The 24,791-nt window shown below is 76.3% G+C and carries 23 protein-coding genes; 11 read left to right on the plus strand and 12 right to left on the minus strand.

All coding sequences use genetic code 11. From position 1 onward, the window contains the following. Positions 1-125: 125 nt before the first annotated feature. Both ACJ9NR_RS03335 and ACJ9NR_RS03340 read right to left on the minus strand, forming a co-directional pair. Positions 126-2,834 (minus strand): cation-translocating P-type ATPase, encoded by a 2,709-nt coding sequence (locus tag ACJ9NR_RS03335; RefSeq protein WP_412489866.1) that lies wholly within the window; start codon positions 2,832-2,834, stop codon positions 126-128. A gap of 2 nt (positions 2,835-2,836) precedes the next feature. Next, entirely contained in the window at positions 2,837-3,595 is a 759-nt protein-coding gene (locus ACJ9NR_RS03340; RefSeq protein WP_412489865.1) for a universal stress protein, read from the minus strand. Between the two features lie 277 nt (positions 3,596-3,872). Between ACJ9NR_RS03340 and ACJ9NR_RS03345 the strand changes: the two genes are divergently transcribed. The 9 genes from ACJ9NR_RS03345 (at position 3,873) to ACJ9NR_RS03385 (ending at position 13,513) form a co-directional block, all read left to right on the plus strand. Then, the gene (locus ACJ9NR_RS03345; RefSeq protein WP_412489864.1) at positions 3,873-4,754 is read left to right on the plus strand and encodes a universal stress protein; all 882 of its coding nucleotides are present in this window, start codon (positions 3,873-3,875) and stop codon (positions 4,752-4,754) included. A gap of 24 nt (positions 4,755-4,778) precedes the next feature. Beyond that, the gene (locus tag ACJ9NR_RS03350; protein WP_412489863.1) at positions 4,779-7,112 is read left to right on the plus strand and encodes a heavy metal translocating P-type ATPase; all 2,334 of its coding nucleotides are present in this window, start codon (positions 4,779-4,781) and stop codon (positions 7,110-7,112) included. Between the two features lie 130 nt (positions 7,113-7,242). Continuing rightward, positions 7,243-7,740 (plus strand): hypothetical protein, encoded by a 498-nt coding sequence (locus ACJ9NR_RS03355; RefSeq protein ID WP_412489862.1) that lies wholly within the window; start codon positions 7,243-7,245, stop codon positions 7,738-7,740. Between the two features lie 135 nt (positions 7,741-7,875). Further along, the gene (locus ACJ9NR_RS03360; protein WP_412489861.1) at positions 7,876-8,166 is read left to right on the plus strand and encodes a hypothetical protein; all 291 of its coding nucleotides are present in this window, start codon (positions 7,876-7,878) and stop codon (positions 8,164-8,166) included. Between the two features lie 13 nt (positions 8,167-8,179). After that, positions 8,180-9,319, plus strand: a complete 1,140-nt coding sequence (locus ACJ9NR_RS03365) for a site-2 protease family protein (protein ID WP_412489860.1) — start codon at positions 8,180-8,182, stop codon at positions 9,317-9,319. Positions 9,320-9,444: 125 nt separating this feature from the next. After that, complete coding sequence (locus ACJ9NR_RS03370; protein WP_412489859.1) at positions 9,445-9,951, plus strand: universal stress protein; 507 nt, start codon at positions 9,445-9,447, stop codon at positions 9,949-9,951. Positions 9,952-10,020: 69 nt separating this feature from the next. After that, entirely contained in the window at positions 10,021-10,527 is a 507-nt protein-coding gene (locus ACJ9NR_RS03375) for a flavodoxin domain-containing protein (RefSeq protein WP_412489858.1), read from the plus strand. 357 nt (positions 10,528-10,884) lie between these two features. Then, on the plus strand, positions 10,885-12,273 hold the full coding sequence (locus ACJ9NR_RS03380; protein WP_412489857.1) for a phosphoribosyltransferase family protein: 1,389 nt from the start codon (positions 10,885-10,887) through the stop codon (positions 12,271-12,273). Further along, entirely contained in the window at positions 12,239-13,513 is a 1,275-nt protein-coding gene (locus tag ACJ9NR_RS03385; RefSeq protein WP_412489856.1) for an APC family permease, read from the plus strand. Before ACJ9NR_RS03380 ends, ACJ9NR_RS03385 begins: the two co-directional genes overlap by 35 nt. A 31-nt stretch (positions 13,514-13,544) precedes the next feature. Here ACJ9NR_RS03385 and ACJ9NR_RS03390 read toward each other — a convergent pair whose 3' ends face one another. The 10 genes from ACJ9NR_RS03390 to ACJ9NR_RS03435 all read right to left on the minus strand — a co-directional run bounded on the left by ACJ9NR_RS03390 (position 13,545) and on the right by ACJ9NR_RS03435 (position 22,797). Further along, complete coding sequence (locus tag ACJ9NR_RS03390; RefSeq protein ID WP_412489855.1) at positions 13,545-14,825, minus strand: FAD-dependent oxidoreductase; 1,281 nt, start codon at positions 14,823-14,825, stop codon at positions 13,545-13,547. 233 nt (positions 14,826-15,058) lie between these two features. Further along, positions 15,059-15,688, minus strand: coding sequence for a V-type ATP synthase subunit D (locus ACJ9NR_RS03395; protein ID WP_412489854.1), 630 nt, complete (start codon positions 15,686-15,688; stop codon positions 15,059-15,061). Between the two features lie 4 nt (positions 15,689-15,692). Further along, on the minus strand, positions 15,693-17,078 hold the full coding sequence (locus tag ACJ9NR_RS03400) for a V-type ATP synthase subunit B (protein ID WP_412490522.1): 1,386 nt from the start codon (positions 17,076-17,078) through the stop codon (positions 15,693-15,695). Between the two features lie 5 nt (positions 17,079-17,083). Next, a complete protein-coding gene (locus ACJ9NR_RS03405) occupies positions 17,084-18,820 on the minus strand; it encodes a V-type ATP synthase subunit A (RefSeq protein ID WP_412489853.1) in 1,737 nt (578 codons plus the stop codon). Continuing rightward, positions 18,817-19,347 (minus strand): hypothetical protein, encoded by a 531-nt coding sequence (locus ACJ9NR_RS03410; protein WP_412489852.1) that lies wholly within the window; start codon positions 19,345-19,347, stop codon positions 18,817-18,819. Before ACJ9NR_RS03410 ends, ACJ9NR_RS03405 begins: the two co-directional genes overlap by 4 nt. Then, positions 19,344-19,565 (minus strand): hypothetical protein, encoded by a 222-nt coding sequence (locus ACJ9NR_RS03415; RefSeq protein ID WP_412489851.1) that lies wholly within the window; start codon positions 19,563-19,565, stop codon positions 19,344-19,346. Before ACJ9NR_RS03415 ends, ACJ9NR_RS03410 begins: the two co-directional genes overlap by 4 nt. Before the next feature lie 2 nt (positions 19,566-19,567). Next, on the minus strand, positions 19,568-19,993 hold the full coding sequence (locus ACJ9NR_RS03420) for an ATP synthase subunit C (protein ID WP_412489850.1): 426 nt from the start codon (positions 19,991-19,993) through the stop codon (positions 19,568-19,570). After that, positions 19,990-21,429, minus strand: coding sequence for a V-type ATPase 116kDa subunit family protein (locus tag ACJ9NR_RS03425; RefSeq protein ID WP_412489849.1), 1,440 nt, complete (start codon positions 21,427-21,429; stop codon positions 19,990-19,992). Before ACJ9NR_RS03425 ends, ACJ9NR_RS03420 begins: the two co-directional genes overlap by 4 nt. Then, positions 21,413-22,330: a hypothetical protein gene (locus tag ACJ9NR_RS03430; RefSeq protein WP_412489848.1), complete on the minus strand. Its 918-nt coding sequence runs from the start codon at positions 22,328-22,330 to the stop codon at positions 21,413-21,415. The genes ACJ9NR_RS03425 and ACJ9NR_RS03430 overlap by 17 nt, the downstream gene beginning before the upstream one ends. Then, positions 22,303-22,797, minus strand: a complete 495-nt coding sequence (locus ACJ9NR_RS03435; protein WP_412489847.1) for a hypothetical protein — start codon at positions 22,795-22,797, stop codon at positions 22,303-22,305. Before ACJ9NR_RS03435 ends, ACJ9NR_RS03430 begins: the two co-directional genes overlap by 28 nt. A gap of 184 nt (positions 22,798-22,981) precedes the next feature. Between ACJ9NR_RS03435 and ACJ9NR_RS03440 the strand changes: the two genes are divergently transcribed. Together ACJ9NR_RS03440 and ACJ9NR_RS03445 are read left to right on the plus strand one after the other, a co-directional pair. Continuing rightward, positions 22,982-23,848: a CBS domain-containing protein gene (locus tag ACJ9NR_RS03440; RefSeq protein ID WP_412489846.1), complete on the plus strand. Its 867-nt coding sequence runs from the start codon at positions 22,982-22,984 to the stop codon at positions 23,846-23,848. 60 nt (positions 23,849-23,908) lie between these two features. Further along, positions 23,909-24,361 carry an OsmC family protein gene (locus ACJ9NR_RS03445; protein WP_412489845.1) on the plus strand — a complete coding sequence of 151 codons (453 nt, stop codon included), beginning with the start codon at positions 23,909-23,911 and terminating at the stop codon, positions 24,359-24,361. The last annotated feature ends 430 nt before the right edge of the window (positions 24,362-24,791 follow it).

Below are 24,791 nucleotides of genomic sequence, written 5' to 3' on the forward strand. Positions count from 1 at the left end.
ACACCCCCCACCGCAGGCACCACACGCCTACGCCCCACCGCAGAACCGACCCACGCCCCAGCCCCCGCCGAAGACCCCACGCACGCCCACGCCCCCACCGCAGATCCCGGCGCACGCTCACGTCCTCACCGCGGATGCCGGTGAACGGTCCCGGCGGCCACGGCCCGTGCCGCGCGCACGGTCAGTTCGGCGAGGAGCACCGTGGCCGCGGTCGCCAGGCAGACCAGCCACTGGGCGAGGTCGAGCGGCACGGTGCCGAAGACGCCGCGGGCCCAGGGCAGGTGGACGGCGGCGATCTGCACCACCAGGACGCCGGCCAGGCACAGCCACAGCGTCCGGTTGCGCAGCTGGTGGCGCCCGAGCAGGGGGCCGTCGTCGGCGCGGGCGACCAGGGAGTTGAACAGCTGATAGAGGACGAACGTGGTGAACGCCATGGTCAGGGCGACGTCCGTGCCGGTGCGGGGCCGGGCCAGGGCGAGGACGGCCACGGTGCCCGCGGCCATGACCGCGCCGGCCCGGCCGATGGCGGCCAGCCTGCGGGCGTCCAGGATGCGTTCGCCCGGGTCGCGCGGCGGGTGCCGCATGACGTCGTCGCGGGCGGGGTCGACGGCCAGGGCCATCGCGGGCGGGCCGTCCATGATGATGTTCACCCACAGCAGCTGGGCCGCCGTCAGCGGCGCGGGCAGCCCGGCCAGCGAAGCCCCCAGCAGGGTGAGGATGGCGCCGATGTTGGTCGCCAGCTGGAAGCGGACGAACTTGACGATGTTGGCGTAGATGGCGCGGCCCTCGCGCACCGCGCGCACGATCGTCGAGAAGTCGTCGTCGGTGAGGACCATGTCGGCGGCTTCCTTGGCCACGTCGGTGCCGGTGCGGCCCATGGCCACCCCGATGTGGGCGGCCCGCAGCGCCGCCGCGTCGTTCACGCCGTCGCCCGTCATGGCGACGACGTGGCCGCGGCTCGACAGCGCCCGTACGACCGCGACCTTGTGCTCGGGTGCGACGCGGGCCAGCACGCCGATGCCGTCGATGCGCGCGGCGAGTTCGTCCGCGGGCATCCGGTCCAGCTCGGCGCCGGTCACCACCTCGCCGCCGATGCCGACCTCACGCGCGACGGCCGCCGCCGTGTCGGCGTGGTCACCGGTGATCATCTTGACGGAGACTCCCGCCGTGCGGCACACCGCCATCGCCTCGTGGGCCTGCGGCCGCGGCGGATCGGCGATGCCGGCCACCGACACCAGGGTCAGCCCCGTGAGCCCGGGATCGTCCACGGGGTGGTCCGTCACGGCCGTCGCCGCGCCCAGGACCCGCAGCCCCGACGCGCCCAGCGTCGCCGTGACGGACCGGACCTCGCTCCTGCGCCGTTCGTCGAGCGGGCGCACGCCCTCGGCGGTGAGCACGTCCGCGCACCGGTCGAGCAGGACGTCGACCGCGCCCTTGACGTGCACCCGGGTGCGGCCTCCGGGTTCGGTGTGGAAGGTGGCCATGTACTTGGTGGCGGCGTCGAAGGGCAGTTCACCGCGGCGGGGCCGCTCGGCGCGCAGGCGGTCGGCGTCGACGCCTGCCTTGGCCGCCAGCACCACCAGCGCGGCCTCGGTGGGGTCGCCGACGAAGCCTTCTTCGGTCAGGCGGGCGTCGTTGCACAGCGCGAACGGCGTGACCGCCTCCCGCAGTTGGCCGGGGCGGGCGGTGCCGTCACCGACGCGGCCGTGCGGGGCGTAGCCCTCGCCGGTGACGTCGTGGAGCCGGCCGGCGGTCCACAGGGCCCGTACGGTCATCTCGTTCAGGGTGAGGGTGCCGGTCTTGTCGCTGCACACCACGGTCGCCGCGCCCAGCGACTCCACCGAGGCCAGGCGCTTGACGATGGCACCGCTGCGGGCCATGCGGTACACGCCGAGCGCCAGCGTCAGCGCCATGACGGCGGGCAGGCCCTCGGGGATGGCGGCGACGGCCAGGGCGACGGCGCGCAGCCCGAGGCCCGACAGCGACTCGCCGTGTGCCAGCGCCGCGAGGGCGTACACCAGGACGGCGATGCCGCTCAGCAGCGCCAACCGCCGCCCCAGGCTGTCGAGTTGGATCTGCAGCGGGCTGGGCGGCTCGGTGTCCGCGCGCAACGCCTCGGCGATCGCGCCGAGTTCGGTGCGCATGCCGGTGGCCGTGACGACCATCTCGGCACGGCCGCGGGTCAGCGCGGTGTTCATGAACAGCATGCCGGTGCGCTCGGCGAGCGGCACCGGAGCGTCGCCGGCCGGTGCGAGCGCCGCGGCGGACTTGGCGACCGGCTGCGACTCGCCGGTGAGGGCGGCCTCGGCGACCTCCACCGCCTGCGCGACGAGCAGCCTCCCGTCGGCGGGCACACGGTCGCCCGCCTCCAGCAGGACCACGTCCCCGGGCACCAGAGCGTCCGCCGCCACGACCTTCTCGGTACCGTCGCGGCGGACCCTGGCGGTCGGCACGAGCATCCGGCGCAGCGCCTCCAGGCTGCGCTCGGCGCGCCGTTCCTGGAGGTAGCCGAGGACCGCGTTGATCTGCAGCACCACCGTGATCACCACGGCGTCCTTGACGTCCCCGATGACCGCGGCGACGACGGCGGCGATCAGCAGGATGCCGATCAGCCAGTTGCGGAACTGGTCCAGGAACTTCAGCCACTCGGGCCGGCGGGCCGGTTCGGCCAGCCGGTTGGGCCCGTGGGCGGCCGCGCGTTCGGCGACCTGGCGGGCGCCGAGTCCCGTGCCGGGATCGACGGCGAGGCGGGCCGCCACCTGCGCGGGGGACGACCGGTCGATCTCCCGGTCCCGCACGGTGCGTTCGGCCTCGGCCGCCGCCGGTCCGTCCACGGTTACGCCTTCCCGCCCGGCACCACGGCGACGGGGCAGTGGGCGCGGCCCACGAGGGTCCGGCCGGCCGAGCCCGGCACCATCTCCAGGGCCCCGTGGCGGGCCGCGATCACCACCAGCTGGGCGCCGGCGCTCGCCCGGACGAGTGCTCGTCCGCTACGGCGCCGGGTGCGCCGGTCCTGGACGCCGACGCCCGGGTACCGCTTGCGCAACGAGGTCAGCGGCCGTCGTGCGGCGTCCGCCCGGGTGCGCAGGACGAGCAGGTCCGCGCCGCGCTCCGCGGCCTCCGCGAAGGCGAATTCGGCGGCGGCGGCGCTGGCGCCGTCCGCCAGCACCACGGGGCCGTGCCGCTCGGTGCGGCCGCGCACCACCAGCAGCGGGCAGCGCCCGCGGGGCGTCAGCCGGCCCGGGCGGCCGGCCGCCCGCCGGCCGTCCACCACGGTGAGCGACGCGGTGCGCGCCTCGCTCTGCAGCACCTCGAGCGGATCGCCGATCAGGACGTCACTGGTGATCGCCACCCGCGGCGCGACTTTCCGGGCGCGCCGCTCGGCCTCGCCCAGGCGGCCGTTGACGCTGTCGCGCAGTGCGGCGCCGTCCGGGTCCCAGGGCGGCACACCGGGCCGTACGCGGGCCGGCGACCAGGCCAGGGCGTGCGCCAGGCGCAGTCCCGTACCACGCCGTTCGGCCTCCAGCGCCGCGGCCTCCACCGCCACCAGGCTCGACGGCGATCCGTCGACGCCCACCACAACCGGACCCTTCATGGCAGCCCTCCCGCCACCGGCCCGCTCCGGGCCGGCCTCTGTGTGCGGCGCGGCCGAAGCGGCATCGTGCGGCGGGGACCGTGCCCGCCCTGCCGGCGGGCCGGCCCCCGCCTTCCCTGACGGAACCCAGCGTCCGTGCCGCGGTCTCCGGGCCGCAGTGGGCCGTACGGGCCCAATGGCGCACCGTCCGGCCCTGCCTCGGCGCTCCCGCGGCGGCCACTCTGGAGCTGGGAGGCACATTGCGCGGCACGTGCCGCGCCGACAGTGGAGGTGTGCCATGACCGGACCCGTCGTCGTCGGACTCGACGGCTCCCCCGCGAGTGTGACGGCCGCGTGGTGGGCGGTGCGCGAGGCCGTGGTCCGCCGGCTGCCCGTCGTCCTGCTGCACTCCTGGACCACCCAGCCGCTCGACGCGCCGATCGCGCAGGAGGCGCTGAGCAAGCAGCGGTACGGGGGCCAGGTGCTGCAGCGGATGGAGGCCGAACTGCTGCACCGTCACGGAGAGCTCGACCTGGTGACGGAACTGGTCTCGGTCCCGGCGGCGCAGGCCCTGCTGGAGGCGAGCGGCAACGCCTCGCTGCTGGTGCTCGGCTCCCGCGGACACGGTTCGGTGGCCGGCTTCGTGCTGGGTTCCATCAGCCTGCACGTGCTGGGGCTGGCCCGGTGCCCCGCCGTGACCGTACGGGCGGACGATCCCGCCGTGGAGACCGGCTGGGAGCACCCGGCCGCGGCCGACCGGCGGGAGATCGTCGTCGGCGTCCAGGAAGCCGGGCCCGCCGCCGACGCGCTGCTGGAGTTCGCCTTCACCTCCGCGGACCTGCACGGGGCCCGGGTGCGCGCGGTACGCGCGCTGCCGGTGTCGTCCTTGGTGACGCATCCGCACATCGGCCGCTCCGAGGAGGGCTACGAGACGGACGAACACGGGCGGCTGGGCGCCGCGCTGGCGCCGTGGCGGCAGAAGTTCCCCGACATCGACGTCGTGGACCATGTCGCCCGCGGGACCGCCGCACAGGTGCTGCTCAGCGCCTCCGCCCACGGCATGCTCACCGTCCTCGGCCGCCGGCGTCACCCGTCACCGCTGACGTGGAAGCTCGGCCCCGTCGCGCACGCGGCCCTGCACCACGCGCCCTGCCCCGTCGCCGTCATTCCGCACGACTGATCCGCCCGGACGAGAGAGCCCGTCATGGCCACCGCCACCTCGAGGAAACAGCCGCGCCGGTTGTTCACGGCCCTGTTCCTGCCGCCGACGCCCGAGTCCCTCCTGCTGCTGGTGACCACCGCCGCGCTCGTCGCCGGCGGCGTCTGCCGGCTCGCCGGCGCCCCCGGGCTCGCCGACCTGTGCTGGGGCCTGGGCACGGTCGCCGCCGTGATCCCGTCGATCGGCTGGGTGCTCGACGCCCTCAGGCACGGCCGCGCCGGGGTCGACCTGATCGCCGTTCTCGCCCTCGGCGGCACCCTGGCCGTGCACGAGTACCTGGCCGGGGCGCTCATCGCGCTGATGCTCGCCTCCGGCCGCACCCTCGAGGCGGCGGCGCAGCGCCGCGCCTCGCACGATCTGCGGGCCCTCCTGGAACGCGCGCCCCGCACCGCGCGGGTGCGCACCGGGGCCGGAGTGCACGAGATCCCCTCGTCCGAGGTCGCCGTCGGCGACCTGCTGGTGGTGGGCCCCGGTGAAGTCGTGCCGGTGGACGGCCGGGTGGCCGCGGCGCCCGCCGCGCTGGACGAGTCGGCGCTGACCGGCGAGCCGCTGACCGTGCGGAGAGGGCCGGGCGAGCCGGTGCGCAGCGGGGTGCTCAACGCGGGCGGCGCCTTCGAACTGCGCGCCACCGCGACCGAGGAGGACAGCACCTACGCCGGGATCGTACGGCTGGCCCGGCAGGCGGGCGCGGAGTCGGCCCCGGTGGTGCGGCTGGCCGACCGGTACGCGGCCTGGTTCCTGCCCCTGTCCCTGGCGGTCGCCGGGCTGGCCTGGCTGGTCAGCGGCTCCGCCGTGCGGGCGGTGGCGGTCCTGGTGGTGGCGACGCCCTGTCCGCTGCTGCTGGCGGCGCCGGTGGCCGTCGTCTCCGGGCTGTCCCGGGCCTCCCGGCTCGGGGTGGTGGTCCGCGACGGAGGGGCGCTGGAGAACCTCGGCCGGGCCAGGACGCTGCTGCTGGACAAGACGGGCACGCTCACCGGCGGCCGGCCCCGCGTCCTGGACGTGGTCGCGGCGCCGCGCTGGCAGTCGGCCCAGGTGCTGCGGCTGGCGGCCTCGCTCGACCAGTACTCCCCGCACGTCCTGGCGCGGGCCGTGGTCGACGCGGCCCGGGAGCGGGGCCTGCACCTCTCGGAGCCCTTGCAGGTGTCGGAGGAGCCCGGCCGGGGTGCGTCCGGCACGGTGGCCGGGCGCCGTATGACGATCGGCCGGCGTGCCGAGGACGCCGAACTGCCGGACTGGGGACGGTCGGTGGAGAACCGGGCGCTGCTGGACGGGGCGGCGGTGGCCTGGCTGTCCGTGGACGGCGCCCCGGTCGGGGCGGTGCTGCTGCGCGATCCGCTGCGTCCGGACGCGCCGCGCACCCTGCGCCGGCTGCGCGCCTCCGGCATCCGGCGGCTGGTGATGCTCACCGGCGACCGCGCCGCCTCCGCGCGCGAGGTGGGCGCGGTCCTCGGCCTCGACGACGTGCGGGCCGGCCTCACCCCGGCCGGCAAGGTCGCCGAGGTCCGCGCCGAACGGGAGCACGCGGTCACCGTCATGGTGGGTGACGGCGTCAACGACGCCCCCGCCCTCGCGGCCGCGGACATCGGCGTGGCGATGGGTGCGCGGGGTTCCACGGCCTCCTCCGAGGCGGCCGACATCGTCCTGACCACCGACCGGGTCGACCGGCTGGCCGACGCCGGGGCGATCGCCGTACGGGCCCGGCGCATCGCCGTGCAGAGCGCGCTCGGCGGTATGGCGCTGTCGCTGGCCGCCATGGCCGCGGCCGCCTTCGGCCTGCTCCCGCCGGCCGCCGGCGCGCTGCTGCAGGAGGGCATCGACGTGGCGGTGATCCTCAACGCCCTGCGGGTGCTGCGTGACGACCGGCAGGGACGGCCGGTGCTGCCGCCCTCGACGGAGGCCCTCATCCGCCGCTTCGCCGCGGAGCACGACGACCTGCAGGACGTGCTGGAGGCCGTGCGCGACGCCGCCGACCGGCTGTCGGACGGCGCGGGGGAGGATTCCCTGGCCGCGGTGCGCGAGGTGCACCGGCTGCTCACCGAGCGGCTGCTGCCGCACGAGTACGCCGAGGAGCACGAGCTGTATCCCGCGCTCGCCCCGACCCTCGGCGGCCCCGAGGCGACGGCCACCATGAGCCGCGCGCACGCGGAGATCGAACGGCTCGCCCGCCGCATCGCCACCCACCTCACACTGACCGGCGCCGACGGATCGCCGTCCCCGGAGCAACTGGACGACCTGCGGGCCTGCCTCTACGGCCTGCACACCGTGCTGCGCCTGCACTTCGTGCAGGAGGAGGAGAGCTACTTCTCCCTCGCCCTGTGAGCGCCCGCCCGCCGGAGTGTGACCGACCGGCCCACCGGGTCGGGCCTGTCGGCCCGCGATCGCGGCAACTGTGCCGGGCTGTACTGGAGTTGACGAGGTTTCCGCACCGTCTGCAGGGAAGGGGAAGGACATGATGACACCTCGTGCCGTGCGCCGTCTCGCGCTCGGCGCCGTGGTGCCGGCTCTCGCGGTCACCGCACCGGCGGCCGCGGCAGGCCCGCCCACGCACGAAGGGTCCGCCGTGGCCACGACCCCCGCGCCGGCCCGCGAGGGCACGCCGCGCTCCACGGTCGACAGGGTCGCCGACTTCTACGGCGCCTACATCGACGTCCAGTACGACTCCGGCCGCAACGGCCTGGCGAACTCACTGCGCGCCCACTACCTGACCGCGGGACTGCGGGCGGACCTGGCGCGGTGGGAGGCCGCCCACCACAAGGACGGCGTGCTGCGCGCCAAGGGCACGCCGGTCGCCTGGCGGGTCGTCTACAACGACAGCGGGATGGGCCACTGCTGGACCAGGGTCACGCTCACCTGGCAGGACCCCGGCAACCGCACCCACCGCACGCATCTGATGATCCAGTCCGACCTCGGGTCGCGGCTGATCTCCGGTATCCGCGCCGGCACCTGACCGGACAGGGCCCGGTCGGCCGTGCGAAGGACCGGTCGGCCCATCCCGGGACGGACGCGGACCGCGCAGGATGACGGTGTGCCCGCGCTCTGCGGCAGAGGGCGGCGGTACACCCGAGGTCTCGGAGGTGACCCCATGAGCACGGTTCCCTCACGGCGGTCGTCCGGGCGCCCGAAGGCCGTGGTGCACCTGCCCTGTGCCCGGCGCACCGTGGGCCTGGAGGCGGCGCTGCGGCTGCCCAGTGTGATGGTGCTGGTGGTGGAGGACACCTGCACCGTGATCGCGCTGCGCGACTGGGAGCGGCGCGAGCCCCACCGCCTGCACCCCTGGGCCCGGCGCCGCTGGCAGGCGGAGGGCCGGCGGCTGCGCGCCAAGGAACTGCGGATGCGGGAGCTGGCCGCGCAGTGTCTTGACGCTCCCGACTGACCGAGGCGGCGCCATGAAGGAGAGCCTTCCGCTGGGGCGGATCGCCGGTGTCCGGGTCGGACTGCACTGGAGCGTGCTGGTCATCGTCGCACTGGTGACCGTGATGCTCGCGGGCGGACGGTTCCCGGACGCCCACCCGCACCACTCCTCCTGGGCCTACACCGTCCTGGCGCTGCTGACGGCGCTCGTCTTCCTCGCCTCGCTGCTGGTCCACGAACTGGCGCACGCCGTGGTCGCCCAGCGCAACGGCGTCCAGGTCGACGGCATCACCTTGTGGATGCTCGGCGGGGTGGCACGGCTGCGCAGTGAGGCGCCCACCCCGGCGGCGGAGCTGCGCATCGCCGGCGTGGGACCGCTGACCAGTGCGGTGCTCGGCGCCGCGTTCACGGGCCTGGCCCTGTGGCTGGACGCGATCGGCGTCTCGGGCCTGGTCGTGGAGGCGGTCGCCTGGCTGGCCGCGATCAACGTGGTCCTGGCGGTGTTCAACGCCGTTCCCGCCGCTCCGCTGGACGGCGGGCGGCTGCTGCGGGCGTACCTGTGGCACCGCACCGGCGATCCGGTCCGCGCCACCCGCGGTGCCTCGGCGGCGGGACGGGCCCTGGGCTGGTTCCTGGTCGTCCTCGGCTTCGCCATGGTGCTCTTCGAGGGCAACCTGTCGGGCCTGTGGTCCGCGCTGATCGGCTGGTTCCTGATCACCGCCGCCACCGAGGAGGCCCGCCACGCCGAACTGGGCGCGGTCCTGGCCGGGCTGCCCGTCCGCCGGGTGATGACCCGCGACCCCGTCACCGTGCGCGCCACGGTGACGGTCGCCGCCTTCCTGGCCGAGGGCCCCTTCGGCGCCTACCGTCACTCCGCGTTCCCGGTGCTCGCGGCGGACGGCGCGCCGGCCGGACTGGTCACGGTGCGGCTCGTCAACGAAGTCCCCGTGCAGGCCCGTTCGGCGACCACCGTCGCCGACGTGATGCGCCCCCTCGCGGACGTCGCGACCGCGTCGCCCGACGAGGCGGTCGTGGACCTGCTGCCGCGTCTGGAGGCGAGCCGGGAGCGCCGGGCCCTCGTCCTGGACGGCGAGCACCTCGTCGGCATCGTCACCCTCGCCGACGTCAGCCGGGCCGTGAGCTGGCTGACGGCGACGACCCGCCCGCGGACGTGACGCGGCGCCGGACAGGGCCCCTTGGACACCCACCCGGTGCCCTTCGGCCCGCGCGACGGCGTCCGGGCGCGGGGCACGGTGGGATCGGAGACCTTTCAGCGGGAGATCCTTCAGGGGAGGCAGCCGTGTCCGGATGCGCAGACGGCAAGGGGATCATCGTGGGCGTCGACGGTTCCGCGGCCTCGCGCGCCGCGCTGCGCTGGGCCGTGGAGCAGGCGCACGCCCTCGACACGGAGGTCGTCGCCGTGCACGCCTGGGAGCCCGTCAGGGCCTTCGCCCCCTACGCGCCCGTCTCCGCGCGCCCCACTCCGGCGGAGCAGCGCGAACGGGCCGCCGAGGTGCTCGCCACCAGCGTGCGCGACGTCTTCGGCCCGCACGTCGGGCCCGGCATACGTGCCGTGCTCGCGGAGGGCCCGCCCGCTCACGTCCTGCTCCGGCAGGCACGCGGTGCACTGCTGCTCGCCCTGGGCCGCGGGCCCCGCGAGCGGTGGGAGCTGCCGGTGGTGGGCCCCGTGGGCCGGGAGTGCCTGCGCCACTCCACCGTGCCCGTCGTCATGGTGCCCGCGTCCGGCCGGACCGGGGCCCCGGCGGCCACCGACGTACCGCGCCGCCTCCACCGCGTCGCCGGCTAGCGGGCGCCTCGCCAGGAGGCCGCCTCCCGGAGACGCGGAGGAGCGCGCGAACTCAACGAGGTGATGACCATGGACGTCCTGGTCGGATACGCGACCGCCCACGGCTCGACACGCGAGATCGCCGACCGTGTGGCGGCCGGACTGGACAAGGCGGGGCTGAAGGTCGAGGCGAGGGACCTGGGGACGGTGGACGACGCCGACGCCTACGCCGCCTTCGTCCTCGGCAGCGCCGTGCACGGGCAGACCTGGCTCGAGCCGGCCAGGGCCTTCCTGCGCGAGAACGCCGACATCCTCGGCTCCCGCCCGGTGTGGATCTTCAGCGTCGGGATGCCGGCCGCGCTGCGCGGCCCCTGGAAGCGGCTGGGCCCCAAGGAGGAACCGGTGATCGTGGAGAGCCTGCCCGGCGGGCTGCCCTACCGTGACCACCGCCTCTTCTCGGGTGTGATCGCCCGGCAGCAGCTGCCGCTCACCGGGCGCCTGATGTTCCACCTGGTCGGTGGCCGGTTCGGCGACTACCGCGACTGGGCCGCCGTGGACGCCTGGACCAGCCGGATCGCCGAGGACCTGGCGCGCTGACGGAGCCCCGCGGCCCCACGCGGGCAGGCGGTCGCGGCCGGATCGCCGGTCCGGGACGGCTCGCACCCGCCGGGCGCGGGTGGGCCGTTCGGTCCCGGTCGTGGTCGCGGACCGGCCCATGATCCGGGGTCGATGGCCTCATGCGGGGAGCCCCGCCGCGGACAAGGCTGATCGGTGCGGGGGTGCCGGAGTCACCGGCACCGCGCACACCGCTCGGCGAGGAGGCGGCGACCATGAAGCGCATACAGCAGACCCGTCGCCCCGGAATTCCGCGGCAGCCGGAGCCCCCGGACCTGCGCACGCCGTCGGGGCGGCCGCTGCCCTACTGAGCGACTGAGCGTGAACGAGGCGGTGACCATGCGATTCGTGGACCGTACGGACGCGGGACGCCGGCTGGCGCCCCTGCTGGCGCACCTGCGCGGCCAGGACGTCGTCGTCCTCGGCCTGCCCAGGGGCGGGATGCCCGTGGCCTTCGAGGTGGCGCGGGAACTCGGCGCCGCGCTGGATGTCCTCGTGGTGCGCAAGCTGGGCGTGCCCCGGCAGCCCGAGCTGGCCTTCGGCGCCGTGGGAGAGCACGGCGTCCTCGTGCTCAACGAGGACGTGATCGGTGAGGCGGGGCCGGGTCCGGACGAGCGGCGGAGTCTGGAGCTGGCCCGGCGCGCCGAGGTGGCACGGCAGTCGGAGCGCTATCGCCGCGCGCGTCCCCCCGTGTCCGTGGCCGGGCGGACCGCCGTGGTCGTCGACGACGGGCTGGCCACCGGAGCCACCGCGGAGGCCGCGTGCCGTGTCGTGCGCACCCTGGGGGCGGCCCGGGTCGTGCTCGCCGTGCCGGTCGGGGCGGAGCGGACCGTGCTGCGCCTGCGCCGCTGCGCCGACGAGGTGGTCTGTCTGCACTCCCCGCGCTTCTTCGGCTCGGTCGGCGCCTGGTACCAGGACTTCACGCAGGTCGCCGACGCGCGGGTGACCGACCTGCTGCAGCGGGCCGCCCGCCCGGCAGCGCCCGCCCCGTCCTCGCCGGCCGCCGAAGTGCCGCCCGCGGACCGGGAGATCGGGATTCCCACCCGGCACGTGCGGCTGGCCGCACGGTTCGTCCTGCCCGAGGGGGCGCCGGCCGTCGTGGCGTTCGCGCACGGCAGCGGCAGCAGCCGCCACAGCCCGCGCAACCGCTACGTCGCCGACGTCCTGAACGGGGCGGGCCTGGGCACGCTGCTGCTGGACCTGCTCACCGAGGACGAGGAGGACAACCGGCACAACGTCTTCGACATCGTCCTGCTCGCCCGGCGGCTGCGCGCCGCCGCCGACTGGGTGCGCCGCGAAACCGCTCTGCCCGTCGCCTACTTCGGGGCCAGCACCGGGGCGGCCGCCGCCCTGGAGGCCGCCGCCGTGGACGCCGACGTCCGCGCGGTCGTCTCCCGCGGCGGCCGCCCCGACCTGGCCTCACCGGCCGCGCTGGCGCACGTGCGGGCCCCCACCCTGTTCGTCGTCGGCTCGCTCGACGCACGGGTGCTGAGCCTGAACCGGCTGGCCGCCGACTGGATGCACTGCGACCACCGGATCGCCGTCGTGCCCGGCGCCGGCCACCTCTTCGAGGAGCCCGGCACCCTGCCGGCGGTCGCGGGACTGGCCCGCGACTGGTTCACCGGCCACCTCGCGTTCACCCCCGCTGTATATCGTCGGGCGGCATCGGACGGTGACAGAGGACGGGTGGGGCATGAGCCAGGCGTCGCGGGGCGGCACGACGGCTGAGCTGGAGCGGCGGCTCGGCGTGTTCGACGCCGTGGTCGTCGGGCTCGGATCGATGATCGGCGCGGGCGTCTTCGCCGCCCTGGCACCGGCCGCGCGGGCCGCGGGGTCGGGGCTGCTGGTGGGACTGGCGATCGCGGCGGTGGTGGCGTACTGCAACGCCACGTCCTCGGCACGGCTCGCCGCCCGCTACCCGCGCTCGGGCGGGACGTACGTGTACGGCCGGGAACGGCTGGGCGCGTTCTGGGGGTACCTGGCCGGCTGGGGATTCGTGGTGGGCAAGACCGCGTCGTGCGCGGCGATGGCGCTGACCGTGGGCGCGTACGTGTGGCCCGAGCGGGCGCACGCCGTCGCGGTGGCCGCGGTCGTGGTCCTCACGGCGGTCGACTACCTGGGCGTGCGGAAGGCGGCCTGGCTGACGCGGGTGATCGTGGCGGTGGTCCTGGCGGTGCTGGCCGCGGTCGTCGTCGCCTGTCTGACCTCCGCCGACGCCCGCGCCGGACGGCTCGGCATCGGCTCGGACACCTCCGCCGGCGGCGTGCTGCGCGCCGCCGGCCTGCTGTTCTTCGCCTTCGCCGGGTACGCGCGCATCGCCACCCTGGGCGAGGAGGTACGCGATCCCGCGCGCACGATTCCGCGGGCGATCCCCCTCGCCCTGGGCCTCACCCTCGTGGTGTACGCGGCGGTCGCCGTCTCCGTGCTCGTCGTCCTCGGCCCCGGCGGGCTGGCGGGCGAGAGCGCGCCGCTGGCCGAAGCGGTACGGCGGGCCGGCGTACCCGGTCTGGTCCCGGTCGTACGGGCGGGAGCGGCGGTGGCCGCCCTCGGGTCGCTGCTCGCCCTGATCCTCGGCGTCTCGCGCACCACGCTGGCCATGGCCCGGGACCGCCACCTGCCCCGTGCCCTGTCCGCCGTGCATCCCCGCCACAAGGTCCCGCACCGCGCCGAACTTCTCGTCGGCGCGGTGGTGACCGTCCTGGCCGCCACCACCGACGTACGCGGCGCGATCGGCTTCTCCTCCTTCGGCGTGCTCGCCTACTACGCCGTGGCCAACGCCTCCGCGTGGACCCTGACCGAGCAGGAGAACCGGCCGCCGCGCGCCGTCCCCGCCGTCGGGCTGGCCGGCTGTCTCGTCCTCGCCTTCACCCTGCCCGTCTCGTCGGTGGCCTGGGGGGCGGCCGTGCTGCTCCTGGGAGCCGCTGCCTACGGCGTACGCCACGCCGTCACCGCGGGCGGAACGTCCTGAGCCCGTGCCCGGCCGGTTCGGGGCCGGCTCCTCAGCCCGGCGCGGCCGTACGGGAGAGATGCCGGGCGATGCGTGTGGCGGCGAACTCGGTGCCGGCGACGAACCGCATCATCGGGCCGAACATGGGCGCGGCGAGAGATCCGGTGAAGTACAGGCCCGGCACCGACGATTCCAGGGCCGCCGAGAGATGCGGCGCCCTCGAACCGCGCACGCACACCACGGCGTCACGGACCGCGGGCGACAGGAACGGCACCGCGCGCAGGTCGAGCCGGTAGCCGGTGGCCGCCAGTACGTGATCCACCGTCATGGCCTCGGGGCCGCCCGGCCCGTCGAGCTCCAGACGCACTCCGGCGCGGACGGCTTCGGCCCCTGTGACACGGCAGGACGTGCGTACCGGGACGATGCCCTCGACCCGGTCCCGCAGCCACCAACCGCCCGACGGTCCCAGCGCCCGGCGGAACAGCAGCAGGCGGGCCGCCGCGGGCATCCGCCGTACCCCGCCCGGAGACCGGCAGACCGCCGCGAGGATCCAGCCCGTGCCGAGCGGCGAGGCGGGTTTGGCCAGGCGCTCGGTCCAGGGCCGGGACAGGTCCGGCTTCATCCCCCACAGCACGCGCGGCTCGCGGACCAGGACCTGGGCCTCGGCTCCGGCCTCGTGCAGCAGGGCGGCGCTCTCCAGCGCCGACTGCCCTCCCCCGATGACGGCGACGCGCCGGCCTGCGTAGCAGGAGAGGTCGGTGTGGTGGCTGGTGTGGGACACCAGGGCGCCGCGGCCCGGGCCTTCCGGGGCGAGGCGCCGCAGCTGGCCGGGGATGTGGGCGAGACCGTTCAGGCCGGTGGCGGCCACGACGGCCGCCGCCGCGATCTCCTGCCCGTCGTCGAGGCGGACGAGGAAGGCCGGGCCGGGCCCCGGCCGGTCGACGGCGGCCACCCGGGCCGGCTCCACCTCCCCGACGTACTGTTTCTGGAACCACATCCCGTAGCGCACGAAGACGTCGCACGGGATCGGCGTCAGTTCGGTCAGCTCCGGCTCGCCGTGGACGCGGCGGAAGTCCGCCAGCCGCCCGCCCGGCTCCGGCGCCGAGAGGTCGGTGGCGTCCGGGGTCGATTTCAGGAACATCCCGGTGGCCATGGCGTGCCGCCAACTGCCCAGCACCTCGCCGAAGATGCGCACCGGCACGCCCGCGGCCCGCAGGTGCGCGGCCACCGAGAGGCCGTACGGCCCCGCACCCACGATGACGACCGGAAGCCCCCCGCGCCCGGTCGACGCCTGCTCGCCGACGGGGCGCTGCCCCGGAAGCGACTGCGTCATGCATCCCCCCACTGGTCCCGACGCCGCTTTCCCCAAAGCGGCGCGACATCCGGGATGGCGCGTCCGGCGCAGGCCCGTCGCACCCGTCCCCCTCCGCGGCTCAGTGTGCCGTGTCGTGCCGCCGTCGGTCGACGATATCGGCACACGTTGTCCAAAACGTGGTCGAACCGTGGACCGCGAATTGCCCGGGGCGTGGCGCTCGCGCGTCGCGTGGCAGGCGCGGCAGGCGTGACTCACCGGGCATGTGGCCGGCCGTCCACGGTTCCCGCCGCCCACCGTCTGCGGACCGCGTCCTCGTGCTCGCTCTGTTCGAGCGCGCGGTCCGCGGCGGCGAGGGCCGTCTCCAGGCGCGGCACCCAGTGCCGGCGCAGGGCCCGCAGCCTGCGCCGGGTGCGGACGGCCTCCTCGCCGACGGCCCGGGAGGCGGACCGGGCGACGGCGTACGCGGCCGCCGCCCGCAGGGCCTCGGCGTAGGCGGCCTCCGCGTGGGCGAGGGCGGTGTTCGCGGGCGCGGGGTCCTCCGGCCGCCGCCGCGGCGGCGTGCACGCCGCGGTGTCCGGGTGCCGTACGCCCATCGTGGCGGTCCAGGAGACCGACAGTTCGGCGAGCCGGGCCTCGTCCGCCGTCTCCATGGCCTCCTCACCGCCCAGCAGCAGCCCGCGCCGCAGCCATCGCTCGGCCCGCGCCAGCTGCTCGTGCCAGCGCTCGCGGGCGTCCCGCTCGGTGCGCAGCAGTTCCTCGTGGCGGGTGCGCAGGACGCGCAGTTTCTGGTCGAGCAGGTCCGCCCCGCGCCGGGCGACGTCGAGGCTGCGGCGCAGGCGCAGCCGGCCGGCCCGGCCGGGAGGCACGCGCGGTTCGGCCATCGGGTCACCCGCCTTCCCGCGCGCCGTGGGCGTCGAGGAACTTCGCCGGGAGCATCGCCAGCTGGCTGCGCGGCAGGGTCAGCAGCACCTGCCAGGCGCGGTCCAGGGTCTGCTGGAGCGTGCGCAGTTCGTCCCGCCCCTGGTGCACGAGACCGTGGGCGAACGCCTCGTCGAAGTCCAGGTGGCTCCGGTCGGCGGGGCCGAGCGACCCTTCGCCGACGAGGTCGGCCAGTTCCCTGACCTGACGGGCGCGGGCCAGGGCGGACAGCAGCTGGGCGGCGACGTCGAGATGGTCCTCGCGGGTACGGCCGGGCCCCGCGCCCTTGCGCATCAGCCGGGACAGCGAGGACAGCGCGTCGACCGGCGGATAGACGCCCCGGGCGTGCATCTGCCGGGACAGGACGATCTGTCCCTCCGTGATGTACCCGGTGAGGTCCGGCACGGGGTGGGTGATGTCACCGGCCGGCATGGTGAGCACCGGCAGCACGGTCACCGACCCCGGCAGGCCCCGGACGCGGCCGCAGCGCTCGTAGAGGGAGGCCAGGTCGCTGTAGAGGTAGCCGGGGTAGGCCCGGCGGGCCGGGGTCTCGCCGCGGGCGGCGGACACCTCCCGCAGCGCCTCGGCGTAGCTCGTCATGTCCGTCATGACCACCAGGACGTGGCGTCCCCCGGTGAACGCCAGCTCCTCGGCGACGGTGAGCGCGATGCGCGGGGTGAGGATGCGCTCGATCACGGGGTCGTCGGCCGTGTTGAGGAGCAGCACCAGCTCGCCGGCGGCGGACCGCTCCTCCAGCGCGTCCCGTACGAAGTCGGCGTCCGGGTGCGTCACGCCCATGGCGGCGAAGACCACGCAGAACGGCTGTCCTCCGGCCGTCGACTGCGCGGCGATCTGGGTCGCCAGTTCGAGATGGGGCAGACCGGCCACCGAGAAGACCGGGAGCTTCTGCCCCCGCACCAGCGTGGTGAGCGCGTCGACGGCGCTGACGCCGGTCAGCACCGGCTCGGCGGGAGGCTCGCGGAGCAGGGGGTTGACCGGGCGGCCGGCGACCGCCGAGGCGGTGGTCCCGAAGACGGGCGGGCCGCCGTCCAGCGGCTCCCCGCGGCCGTTGCACACCCGGCCCAGCCAGCCGGGACCGACGGGGATGCGCAGGGGCGAGCCGGTGAAGACGGCGCCGACACGCGCCGGGTCCATGCCCGCCGTGTCCTCGAGCACCTGGACCACGGCCGTGCCCCGGTCCACCTCCAGCACGACGCCGTGGCGCCGCTCCCCCGGCCCGACGGTGAACAGGACGAACTCGTCCCAGCCGACCCCCTCGACCTTGTCGATGACGGCGAGCGGGCCGCTCAGCTCACGCACCGAGGTGAACTCGATGCGGCCCCGGTCGGGCATACCGTTCACGACACCTCCCCGAGCCGGGCGAGCATGGTCGCGCGCAGGGCGTCCACGGTCGCCGCGTCGTGCGGACCCGCCTCCTCGCGGGCGCGCAGGACGGGCGAGAAATCGACCTCCTCGATATGTGCGGCCGGCACGCCCGCGTCCGCCAGCTCGTGGCAGCGGGCGACGACGGCCAGCACCGCCTCGGCCAGCGCGGCCGTCTTCTCGGTACCGCTGTAGGCGTCCCGTTCGGACAGCGCGCTCTGCTGGAGCACGCCCTCGCGCACCAGCCGGCCGCCCAGGACGCTGACGCGTTCACGGGCGGGCAGGGCGGTGATGCCGAGCAGGTCGACCAGGTCGGCGAGCCGGTCCGCCTCGGCGAGCAGCGCGGCGACACGGGCCCTGCGGGCGGGCCGGTCCGGGTCGTCGGTCGTCGCGTGGTGGGCGTCGAGCGCCTCGGTGTCCCGGGAGAAGGACTCGGCCCAGGAGACGGCCGGGTAGTGGCGGGCGTAGGCCAGTTCGCGGTCGAGGGTCCACAGGCAGCGGACGAAGCGCTGGGTGTGGGCGGTGACCGGCTCGGCCATGTCGCCGCCGGGCGGGGAGACCGCGCCGATCACGGTGACGGAGCCGGTGCGGCCGCCGAGGGTGGTCACGGCGCCGGCCCGCTCGTAGAACGCCGCGATGGCCGAGGCGAGGCCCGCCGGGTAGCCCTCCTCGGCGGGCAGCGCGCCGGTGCGGGAGGCGAACTCGCGCAGCGCCTCCGCCCAGCGGGAGGTGGAGTCGGCGATGACGACGACGTGCAGGCCCATGTCGCGGAAGTACTCGGCGACCGTCACCCCCGTGTGGACGCTGGCCTCCCGGGCCATCATCGGCATGTTGGATGTGTTGGCGACGATCACGGTCCGGTCGGCCAGCCGCCCGCCGGTGCGCGGGTCGCTCAGCGCCCCGAACTCCTGGATGACATCCGCCATCTCGTTGCCGCGCTCGCCGCAGCCGACGTAGACGATGACGTCCGCGTCGCACCACTTGGCGATCTGCTGCAGCAGCACCGTCTTGCCGGTGCCGAAGCCGCCGGGTACGGCGACGGTGCTGCCCAGCGCCACCGGGAAGAGCAGGTCGATGGCGCGCTGGCCGGTGTTGAGCGCCCCGGCGGTGTGCAGGCGTTCACGGACCGGCCGGGGCGTGCGCACGGGCCACCGGGCCGTCAGCGGGATCACGGTGCCGGCCACCGTGGCGACGGCGTCGTCGGCGGTGAGGCGGCCCGGTGCGGCGATCCGCTCCACCGCTCCCGCACAGCCGGGCGGTACGAGGACCGGGAGCGGCAGGGGCCCGGCGTCGTGGATCTCTCCGAGGACGTCCCCCGGTCCCACCCGTTCGCCCTCGGCGGCCCGGGGCGTGAACGACCAGCCGGGCTCCTCGTCGCCGCCGCGGCCGGCGGCCCCGGGTCCGAGCCAGGTTCCGGCCGCCTTCAGGGGACGCAGCAGCCCGTCGAAGATGCCGCCGAGCAGGCCGGGGCCGAGCGCCGCGGACAGCGGCCGGCCCAGGGGGCGGCACGGCATCCCGGGGGCGAGGCCGCCCGTGTACTCGTACGCCTGGATCGTGTCCACCGTGTCGCGGATGGCGACCACCTCGCCGGGCAGCTCCCCCTCGCCCAGCGCGACGAGGTCGTGCATGGCGGTGCCGCCGACGTGCTCGGCCTCCACCAGCGGACCGGCGACCCGGAGGATGCGCCCGGTGCCGTTCCGCGTGGATGTCACGGTGCCCACAGCTGCTCCACCTCTCCGCCCGACCGGTCGAGCGCCCGCTGCGCGAACGCGGCCAGGCCGCAGTCGATCCGGCGCCCCGGGGCCTCGCCGACGACGCCTCCCCCGGGTGCCTCGGTGATGCGCGCGTCAGGTCCCAGCGCCTGCCGTACGTGGGCGGTCAGGCGGCGGCGCACGGCCGGGTACGCGTCGGTGCCGCGCAGTGCCTCGACGCCGTCGACGACCCGCCGGCACAGGTCCTCCCAGATCTCCCGGCGGGCGGCGAGCTCCCTGGCCCGGGCTGCGCGGCGGACCCGGCCGCGGGCGGCGGCGCCGGTCCGCCGGGCGTCGCGCGCGCCCTGGCTCCGGGCCTCGGCGAGGACGGCGGACGCCCGTGCCCCGGCCTCCCGGACGGTGGCGCGGGCGTCCTCGGCGGCGGCGGCCAGCAGGGCGTCGGCGTCCGCCGCGGCGTCCCGCAGGAGCCGGGCCCGTACCGGTTCCAGTGCCGCCGGGGCCCCGGCGGGCAGCGGGGCGGTCCTCATGGCGGCATCACCGCGGTGAGCGGCTCCCGGGCCTCGAGCGGACCGGGTCCGAGCGCGGTGGCCGCGGCGGGGGTGAGGATCACCAGGCCCACGTCCGCCGGGAGCCCGCGCCAGGCGGCCCGCACCGCCTCCGGGTCCTCCGCCGGGAGAACGACGACACCCGCCGTCGCCAGCCCGATCACGCGCCGGCGCTCGCCGATCGCTGCCACGTGCGTCATGGTCAGGCCTTTCCGATCAGGATGATGGCGACGACGAGACCGTAGATGGCGATCCCTTCGGCGAGGCCGACGATGACCATGGCCCGGCCGAACAGCTCGGGCCGTTCGCTGAGTGCGGCCAGCGCCGCGGCCCCCGTGTACGCGACGGCGATCGCGGCGCCGATCGATGCCCCGGCGACCGCGATGGCGGCGCCGATCAGGGCCGCCGAGCCCGAGCCGGAGCTCTGCGCCGCGGCGGCCGTGGCGGTGTGCGCCTGTGCCGGGCCGCCGCTGAGGGCGACGAGCAGGAGCGCGAGGGCTCCGGAGAACAGCACCGCGTCCGCCGCGAGAATCCACCGCAGCACCGCCTTCTCGCGACGGCGCAGCAGGCGACGGGTGCCGGCGAACGCCGCGACGAGCACGGGAAGTGCGATCAGCCAGGCGATCATGTGGTCACCTCCAGGGCGTGTGGGGTGGGTGGTGGTGCGGACGGTGTCTCGGTGGGCACGTGCCAGGGGCGGAAGGGCCGGCCCTCGGCGTCGAAGACCCGGGAGAACAGCTCGTAGAACTCCAGCCGCAGGGCCTGGACGCCCGCGACGAGCGCCTCCAGGGCGAAGGCGAGCGCGTTGCCGAGGACGAGGACGGCACACCCGGCGACGACGCCCGCGGGCCCGGATCCGGCCAGGGCCGTGGTGCCCTGCCAGACGATGGCGCCCAGGGCGGCATGGGTGAGGCCGAAGGCCGCGAGCCGGGCGAAGGACACCGTGTTGGAGCCGATGCGGACGACCACGTCGAAGAGCTGGACACCCGTCTGCAGGGCGCCCGCGGCGCCGCCGCCGGAGGCCGCGAACAGCCCGGTGCCGGCCAGCGCCAGCCCGGCGAGCGCGAGCAGCGAGCCGCTCACCAGGAGGACGGGCGCGTGGGTGAGGACGCCCGCCGCGAGGACCGCGAGGCCGAGGAAGACCGCGGCTCCGGCGATGCCGGACGCGGCGTACAGGGCACGGCCCGGGCCGCCCTCGCGCCAGCGGTTGGCGATGCCCGCCGCGTAGGCGAGGGCGAGCAGGACCGCGCCGACGGCGATCGCGGCGCCGAGCAGCCGCAGGGGTTCGCCGAGGGGGTCGAGCCACAGCACCGGCAGCACACCGGTGGGGCCGAAGAACTCGCCGTAGGCGAGTCCGGCGAGGGCGCTCGTCACGCCGGCCCCGGCCAGGAACGGCCACACGGGCCGCAGGGAGGCCAGGCGCCGCGGCCGGCCGGCCCGCAGCAGCAGGGCGCCGAGCAGCAGCAGGAGCCCGTGGCCGGTGTCGCCGAACATCATGCCGAACATGGCGACGTAGGCGATGCCGGCGGGCACGGTGGGGTCGACGTCGGCGTACGGGACGGTGCCGTAGGTGCGCACCAGCGGGACCAGGGAGCGCCGTACCGTGCCGGCGTCGTCGAGCCGGGTCGGCGGGTCGATGCCGGGTGGGGGGCGCAGCGGCACCAGGGCGGCTCCGGCGTGCGCCAGCCGGGCGGACAGCCGCGGCACGTCGGCCGCGGGGCACCAGCCGGCCAGGGCGGCGACGGCGCCGTGCGCTACCGCCGCCTCGCGGCGGGCCTCGAGCTGGGCCTCGCCCGCGAGCAGGTCGGCCCGGCCCGCGGCCCGGAGTGCGTCGAGGTCCGGGGCCGTGGCGGACAGCAGGGGGCGGACGGGGCCGGAGCCGAGCGCCTGGAGGCGGCGGGCGGCCGGTCCCGGCGTGCCGTGGCCGGGCTCGTCCGCTCCGTCGAGTTCGACGCAGCCCGCGTCGGCCACGCACACCAGGGCCTCCCGCAGCAGGGCGTGGGGGGCGACGACGGCCACCCGCCGCATGCGCGCCGGCGTCAGGGACTCAGCCCATGAGCTCATCGAAGGCCTCCAGCGCCCGGCCGCCGTGGGCGGCGCACTCCAGGCCCGCGCGGACGCGCCAGGCGTCGGTGCCCAGCACCGCGACCGCGCCCACGACGGGCGTCATGTCGTATCGCGCGCCGTGCAGCAGCCGCAGCCCGTCCCGTTCGACCTCGCTCCACCAGCGGGCCTCCGCCCGCCACAGGTCGCCGGGCCGCTCGACGCCCTCCAGCGCCCACGTGGCGGCCGGCGACAGGCGAGCGCGGTACTCGTCGAAGCCGGTCGCCCGCACGGCCGCCGTGCCGAGCAGGCGGGTCGCGTGCCGGGTGACCGGCCGGCGGCCGGCCACGAAGGTCTCGCGGGCCCACAGCAGAGCCGCCTCGCCCGCCGCCCAGCGGGCGGCCGGCGGGAGGTTCGCCGCGGTCCGGGCGGCCGCCGACCACCGCATGGCGGTGATGACCGCCGCGGGCGACTCGGATCCGGGGTCGCCCCAGGGGGAGGCGGCCAGTTCGGCCCGCAGCCGAGCGGGGTCGCCGGCCCGGGCCAGCCGGGGCCAGACCGTCGACAGCGCCCCCAGCCGGTAGGGCGGTGGCTGCGGCGTGCCCGCCATGGCGCGCAGCAGGCTCCGGGTGTTCGCGATCTCGAAGTGCGACGCGAGCAGGCGTACGGCGGCGGAGCCGGGCCGTGGCTGCCAGCCGGCCAGTACGCGCAGCTGCCACAGCAGGGCCTCGGTGACCGTCCGCTGGGCCTCGGCGATGCCCGCCTCGGCGTCGGTCCCGCGGCGGTAGGGGGTGGCGGCCAGCGCCCGCAGGGCGTCCGGCAGGCCGGGTGCCGTGGCCAGGGCCCGCGCCGTCGCGGGCCCGGCGCGGGCGGCGGCCATGGCCCCGGCCCGGGTCACCCCGGCGACCCATCCGGCGCCCATGGCGTTCCCCGGTGCGGTTCGTCCGGCCCGGAGCCGGGCGGACGGGTCAGTTCGCGGACGGCCTGTGCCGTCAGGCGCGCGGCCAGGTCACGGGTGCGCGGGAGCGCGCGCTCCCGCGTCTCGCGCAGGGCCTGCTCGGCGGCGGCGTCGGCGCGGGCCGCCGCGGCGCAGTCCTGCTCGCCGAGCCGGGCCGCGGTCGCGCGCCTGACCTCGGGGGCGCGTTCCCGCGCCGTCCGCACGATGCGCTCGGCCTGCCGGGTCGCGGCGCGCCGGCGTGCCGCGGCCTCCCGCGACGCGGCCTCGCGTATCGCGGTGGCCTCGGCGGCGGCGTCGTCCAGGAGGGCGAGCGGGGGCTCCAGTTCGGCCGCGAGTTCGGCGGAGCGGTCGGCGGGGACGGCGCCTCCCACGGCGGGGCCGGGTGAGCCGGCCGGCCGGAAGCGCGCGAGGAACTCGCGGAACCCAGGCATGAAGACCTCCGAGCCCGGCCACGGCGTCCGCCGGTGGCCTGCTTTCACGCTACGAAGGGCGCGAGGCGGCCCACAGGGGCCGAGTGACCTGCGGAAGGGGCCGGGCGGCCCTGTGCCGCCGGCGGCGCGGGCGGGATGGTGAGCGTAGGAGGCGCGTTGCGCGCGCGGACCACGGGAGGTTGCCATGAACGACCGTGAGGCCCGGGAAGCAGGCGCGGCAGCGTTGGAGGCACGCCGTTCGGTGCCCTCCATGGCCCGCAAGCCCGCCGAGGAGTTCCGTCAGAACATCATGGTGCGCTACCTGCAGGCCATGGCCTCGCACGACGCGCACGCCGCCGAAGAACCGTTCGCTCCCGCGCACACCGTGCTCCGCACGGCCCGGCGCGCCGTTCCGCGTCCGGCGACGATCGCGGACCTTCAGATCAGCCACATCGTCAGGCGGTCCGCGACCGGGGTCGCCCCCGGCACGCCGTTCGCGGAGATCGCCCGCATGCTCGCCCGCGAGCAGCTGGGAGCCGTTCCCGTGGTGGACGACTCCCGCCGCGTCGTCGGCGTGGTCGCGGAGTCCGACCTGCTGGCCCGGGCGGCCACCCTGGCCGCCACGGACGAACAGACCGGCGCGCTGGGCAAGCTGCTCGGGCGCCGGTCGCGGGGACTGGGCGCCGGTGTCACGGCCGCCGCCCTGATGTCCACGCCGGCCCTCACCGTCCGCCCCTGGACCCCGGTCGTCGAAGCGGCCCGCATGGCGGCCCGCTCGCGGATCCGTCAGGTGTACGTGACCGATTTCAAGGGCCGTCTGGTGGGCGTCGTCAGCCGCAGCGAACTGCTGCACGCCCTCGTCCGGGACGATGCCGCCCTCCGCGCGGAGATCGTCTCCCACGTCCTGCGGGACGAGCTGGGGGTCGACCCCAAGGACGTGCGGGTGCAGGTCCGCTACGGCGTCGTCACCCTCAGCGGTTCACTGGCCGCGGACCTCGTGCCGCGGCTGACCGACGCGGTGGCGCGCATCCCCGACGTGCTCGAGGTGGAGGACCACCTCACGGCGGTCTGAGGCCGCGGGCGCGCCCTTCACGGCACACAGGCAGCCCACGCCGACCAGGGAGGTCCGGCCATGACCCATACGGCACCGCAGACCGTCGACCCGCGGGGGAACGCCCCGGACGCGTACCGCCTCGACGTCACCCACGTCCACGGCGACGCGTACGACGTCGACATCCGCGGCCACCGGCTCCTGGTCGACCAGCCCACCGAGGCGGGCGGCACGGACGTGGCGCCCACCCCGGTCGAGCTGTTCGCCGCGTCCCTGGCCACCTGCGTGGCCTTCTACGCGGGCCGCTACCTCAAGCGGCACGGCCTGCCCCGCGGTGGGCTGCGGGTGCACGCGGAGTTCACGATGGCCGCCGACCCGCCGGCCCGCGTCGACGCGCTGCGGGTCACCGTCTCTCCCCCGCCCGCGCTGCCCGCCCAGCGCCATGAGGCCCTGCTCGCGGCCGTGGAGGCGCACTGCACCGTGCGCAACACGCTGTGTCTGCCGCCGCGGATCGACATCGGGCTGGCGCCGTGAGCGCGCCGGGCGCGGGCGCCATGACGGGCCGGTCGTCGGCGCAACGGGGCCGAACGGCCCATGCGACCGCCGAGCCGCGGACATACGCTGAAAGCAGCCTGCGGGGCGAGCGAGGGAGCCCGTCCGCAACGGCCGTCTCGACAAGGGAGTCACCGCCCCTGTCAGCAGACGCCATCGACGGACGGGCTGAGAGGCCGGAAGGTCCATGAACCGGACGGCGACCTCCAGTACCTGATCCGGACCATGCCGGCGAAGGGAGCCCACCTCGCAGGTTTCGCCGTGTCCGCGGGGTGTTCCCGGAGCGGGTCCGTCCCGCGTACGGACCGGGTGGCCCGGCCCCGGCTCCCGTGCCGAGGCGTCGGCGCGAGAGTCGTCCTACGAGCGCCTGGGGGTCCGGTGCCGAGCCGTCTCACAGCGAGTCTCCCCGCCG

Origin of the sequence: Streptomyces sediminimaris (genome assembly GCF_047049295.1) — a bacterium.
In the GTDB taxonomy this organism is placed as follows: domain Bacteria; phylum Actinomycetota; class Actinomycetes; order Streptomycetales; family Streptomycetaceae; genus Streptomyces; species Streptomyces sediminimaris.